Here is a 4,754-nt window from a genome sequence, read left to right on the forward strand (position 1 = left end):
CCCCCCCCCCCCCCCCCCCCCCCCCCCCCCCCCCCCCCCCCCCCCCCCCTTTTAGATGTGTATAAGAGACAGGCCCTGGCCGTTACCGGCCGCACGGCCGCCGCCGTTGCCGCCGTTGCCGCCGCGCTCGCCCTGGGTGGCCTTGTTGTCGCGGATGCGCTGCATCATCTCGCTGCGTGCCGCCTTGGCCGCCGCGACCATCACCTCGCGGCTCGGCGGCTTGCCGGCACCGCCCCAGATGGTCTGGCGGCCCATGGCGATCGGCTCGGCCTTCTCGCCGGGTTCCGGGCCGAAGCCGTCGATCACCTGGACCGGGATCTTCTGCTTGGTGAAGCGCTCGATGTCGTACATGAAGCCTTCTTCGTCCATGCAGACCAGGCTCACCGCCTCGCCGCTGTTGCCGGCGCGGCCGGTGCGGCCGATGCGGTGGACGTAGTCTTCCGACACGTTCGGGATTTCATAGTTGACGACGTGCGGCAGTTCGTCGATGTCGATGCCGCGCGCGGCGATGTCGGTGGCCACCAGGGCGCGGATCTCGCCGCTCTTGAAGCCCTGCAGGGCCTGGGTGCGCGCCGACTGGCTCTTGTTGCCGTGCAACGCCAGGGCCTGGATGCCGTTCTTGGTCAGGAACTCGGCCACGTTGTTGGCGCCGAACTTGGTGCGGGTGAACACCAGCACCTGGCTCCAGTTGTGCTCGTTGATGATGTGCGCGAGCAACTGCTTCTTCTTGCCGCGGCCGACCGGGTGGATCACCTGGGTGATGCGCTGCACCGTGGTGTTGGAGGGCGTGACCTGGATGCTCTGCGGGTTCTTCAGCAGGCCGTTGGCCAGTTCGCGGATCTCGTCGCTGAAGGTGGCGGAGAACAGCAGGCTCTGCTTGTCCTTGGGCACCAGGGCCAGCACCTTCTTCACGTCGTGGATGAAGCCCATGTCGAGCATGCGGTCGGCCTCGTCGAGCACCAGCATCTGCACGGTCGAGAGGTCGAGGTTGCCCTGCTGCTGCAGGTCCAGCAGGCGGCCGGGCGTGGCCACCAGGATGTCGACGCCGCGCTTGATGCGGTCGATCTGCGGGTTCATGCCCACGCCGCCGAAGATCACGGTGGAGGTGAGCTTCAGGTGCTTGCCGTACTCGCGCACCGACTCCTCGACCTGGGCCGCGAGTTCGCGCGTAGGGGTCAGCACCAGGGCGCGCACGCCCTTGCCGCCGAACTTGCTCCTGGGCGCCTCGCTCTGCGACAGGCGGTGCAGCATCGGCAGGGTGAAGGCGGCGGTCTTGCCGGTGCCGGTCTGCGCGCCTGCGAGCAGGTCGTGTCCGGCGAGGACGGCGGGAATGGCTTGCGCCTGGATCGGGGTGGGCGTGTCGTAGCCCTGTTCGTGAACGGCTTGCAGAATGGCCGGAGCCAGGTTCAGATCGTCAAAGGTCATGGTGAAGTGCCCATCCAGGGCACGGGGGAATCGGTCTGCCGCAATGTGTCCAAGGACACGGTCCAGTGGAGGCAGGCCAGGTTCTGAGGCGGGAGCGGATGTCCCCAGCAGAGTGCTGACGCCGGGGCAACTGGAAGCCCGCGGCTGTCGCTATTGTCGCATGGGTCGATAATCAGGGGTTGCACGCTGTTCAACGGCGCATTTTTTCTTCTCGATACCGGACCCAATTCCAAGATGGCCCAATACGTCTACACCATGAACAAGGTCAGCAAGACCGTGCCGCCCAAGCGGCAGATCTTGAAGGACATCTCGCTCTCCTTCTTCCCGGGCGCCAAGATCGGCGTGCTCGGCCTGAACGGCTCGGGCAAGTCCACGCTGCTGAAGATCATGGCGGGCGTGGACAAGGAGTTCGAAGGCGAGGCGATGCCGATGCCCGGCCTGTCGATCGGCTATTTGCCGCAGGAGCCGCAGCTCAACCCGGAGCACACGGTGCGCGAGAGCGTGGAGGAGTCCATGGGCGCGGTGTTCGCCGCCAAGGCGCGCCTGGAGGAGGTCTACGTGGCCTACGGCGCCGAAGACGCCGACTTCGACGCCCTGGCGGCCGAGCAGGCCGAGCTCGAAGCCATCATCGCCACCGCCGGCACCGACTCCGAGCACCAGCTGGAGATCGCCGCCGACGCGCTGCGCCTGCCGGCCTGGGACGCCAGGATCGGCGTGCTCTCCGGAGGCGAGAAGCGCCGCGTGGCGCTGTGCCGCCTGCTGCTGTCCAAGCCCGACATGCTGCTGCTCGACGAGCCCACCAACCACCTGGACGCCGAATCCGTCGAGTGGCTGGAAGTCTTCCTCAAGCGCTTCTCGGGCACCGTGGTGGCCATCACCCACGATCGCTACTTCCTAGACAACGCGGCGGAGTGGATCCTGGAGCTCGACCGCGGCCGTGGTATCCCATGGAAGGGCAACTACAGCACCTGGCTCGAGCAGAAGGGCGACCGCCTGGCGCAGGAGCAGAAGAGCGAGGAAGCCCACGCCAAGGCCCTGAAGAAGGAGCTGGAATGGTCGCGCCAGAACCCCAAGGCGCGCCAGGCCAAGAGCAAGTCGCGCCTGGCCCGCTTCGAGGAACTGAGCGATTTCGAATACCAGAAGCGCAACGAAACCCAGGAAATCTTCATTCCCGTGGCCGACCGCCTGGGCAACCAGGTGTTCGAATTCAAGAACGTCAGCAAGTCCTTCGGCGACCGCCTGCTGATCGACAACCTGAGCTTCAACATCCCGCCCGGCGCCATCGTCGGCATCATCGGCCCGAACGGCGCGGGCAAGTCCACGCTGTTCAAGCTGCTGGCCGGCAAGGAGAAGCCCGACAGCGGCGAGGTCGTGATCGGCTCCACCGTCAAGATGGCCTTCGTCGACCAGCACCGCGACGTGCTGGAGAACGAGAAGACCGTCTGGGAAGACATCTCCGGCGGCCTGGACATCCTCAACGTCGGCAAGTTCCAGATGGCCAGCCGCGCCTACGCCGGCCGCTTCAACTTCAACGGCGCCGACCAGCAGAAGAAGGTCGGCACGCTCTCGGGCGGCGAGCGCGGCCGCCTGCACCTGGCCAAGACCCTGATCGCGGGCGGCAACGTGCTGCTGCTGGACGAGCCCTCCAACGACCTGGACGTGGAGACGCTGCGCGCGCTCGAAGACGCACTGCTCGAATTCGCCGGCACCGTGCTGGTCATCAGCCACGACCGCTGGTTCCTCGATCGCATCGCCACCCACATCCTGGCCGCCGAAGGCGACAGCCAGTGGACCTTCTTCGACGGCAACTACCAGGAGTACGAGGCCGACAAGAAGAAGCGCCTCGGCGAGGAAGGCGCCAAGCCCAAGCGCATGCGCTTCAAGGCCCTGAGCTGAGTCGTGCACCGCATTGCCAGGGGCACCATGAATTCCCCGATGTCCGGTTCGGCGCCGAACGACCCTCTCGCGGCCTGCCTGGCCGACGCCGTCGCCCACAGCGGGGCCTTGATGCATACGGTGGTGGCGAGCGCGCGCGACGAGTTGCTGCGGCACAGCCGCCGGGGCCTGCAGTTCCAGCGCCACAGTGCCGTTGGCGAGGTGCTGCAACTGCTCATCGACAACATGGCCTTCCTGGTGGCGCGCTTTCCCGGCGTGCTGGAAGAAGCCATGCGCGAGGACGCCCTCGGCGAGCCCGCCAAGGCGCCGCCGCCGCCCCAGGAACTGTCGCTGGTCGATGACACCGTGGTGGAGGACGCCGTGGAACTCGCGCGCTCCCAGCAGGCCGCGCTGCAGGCGGTGGAAGCGCCGCTGGCGGAATTCGACAGCCTGATCTGCGCCGCGCAGGGGCTGTCGCGCGTACAGCCGCAGCGCAACATGCTGCGTCCGGCGGTCTACACCCGCGCGCTGCAGACCCTGGTGCGGCGCACCGGCGCGGACGCGCGAGCCCGCTCCACGTGGATGCTGTACCTCAGCTCGGCACTGGGCGAGAACCTGGCGCTGGAGTACCGCCGGCTGTCGGACTTCCTCTTGAAAGCCGGGGTGAGGCCCGTGGGCTACGTGGACGCGCCTGCTGCGGCGGGCAAGCCCTTCGCCATGCCGCCCTCGTTGCCGCCTGCGCCGCCCGCTGCCGCGCCGGCGCTCCGTAGCGGCGATGCGCTGTACGCCGAGGAGCGCCGCCTGCTCGCCGCGCGCATCGCGGCAGACATCGAGCGCCGGCCGGAGATGCCCGGCGTGCCCGAGGCGGTACGCCGCTTCGTGTGCGGGCCCTGGTCGGAGGTGATCGCCACCGCGCGGCTGGCCGAGCGTGGCGGCCCGGTCGATCCCGACGGCTACGCGGCCCTGGTCCCACACCTGCTCTGGAGCGCACAGCCCGAACTGGGGCGCGCCGACCCCGAGCGCCTGAAGTCGCTGAGCGCCACCCTGTTGCCGCTGCTGCGCGCGGGACTGGCCAGCATCGGCTACCCCGAACCGCAGGCGCAGCCCTTCTTCGAGGCGCTGGCGCAGGCGCACCGCAGCGGCCTGCACGGCCCTGCCGGCTCCCCGGCCACGCCCCAGGAGCCACGCGGCCTGCCGGCGGCGCCGGACGCGGCCGGCGCCGCGCCATCGCCGCGCCCCTGGTCGGCGCCCGATCCGGACCTGGCCCTGTCTCTTATACACATCTCCGAGCCCACGAGACCGTACAGGAAATCTCGTATGCCGTCTGCTGCTTGAAAAAAGGGGGGGGGGGGGGGGGGGGGGGGGGGGGGGGGGGGGGGGGGGGGGGGGGGGGGGGGGGGGGGGGGGGGGGGGGGGGGGGGGGGGGGGGGGGGGGGGGGGGGGGGGGGGGGGGG

At 69.1% G+C, this 4,754-nt stretch carries 2 protein-coding genes and 1 pseudogene; 2 read left to right on the forward strand and 1 reads right to left on the reverse strand.

All coding sequences use genetic code 11. The annotated features are described in order from the left end of the window. Positions 1–1,425, reverse strand: a pseudogene (locus JHD63_RS21745) (DEAD/DEAH box helicase); the annotation flags it as partial. Between the two features lie 234 nt (positions 1,426–1,659). On the opposite strand from JHD63_RS21745, the gene ettA reads away from it, so the two are divergent. Together ettA and JHD63_RS21755 are read left to right on the forward strand one after the other, a co-directional pair. Beyond that, positions 1,660–3,321, forward strand: a complete 1,662-nt coding sequence (gene ettA / locus JHD63_RS21750) for an energy-dependent translational throttle protein EttA (RefSeq protein ID WP_198972878.1) — start codon at positions 1,660–1,662, stop codon at positions 3,319–3,321. A gap of 39 nt (positions 3,322–3,360) precedes the next feature. Then, a complete protein-coding gene (locus tag JHD63_RS21755; protein WP_198972879.1) occupies positions 3,361–4,635 on the forward strand; it encodes a DUF1631 family protein in 1,275 nt (424 codons plus the stop codon). Positions 4,636–4,754: the final 119 nt, after the last annotated feature.

This window comes from Xylophilus sp. ASV27, from assembly GCF_016428875.1.
Classification (GTDB): Bacteria; Pseudomonadota; Gammaproteobacteria; order Burkholderiales; family Burkholderiaceae_C; genus Xylophilus.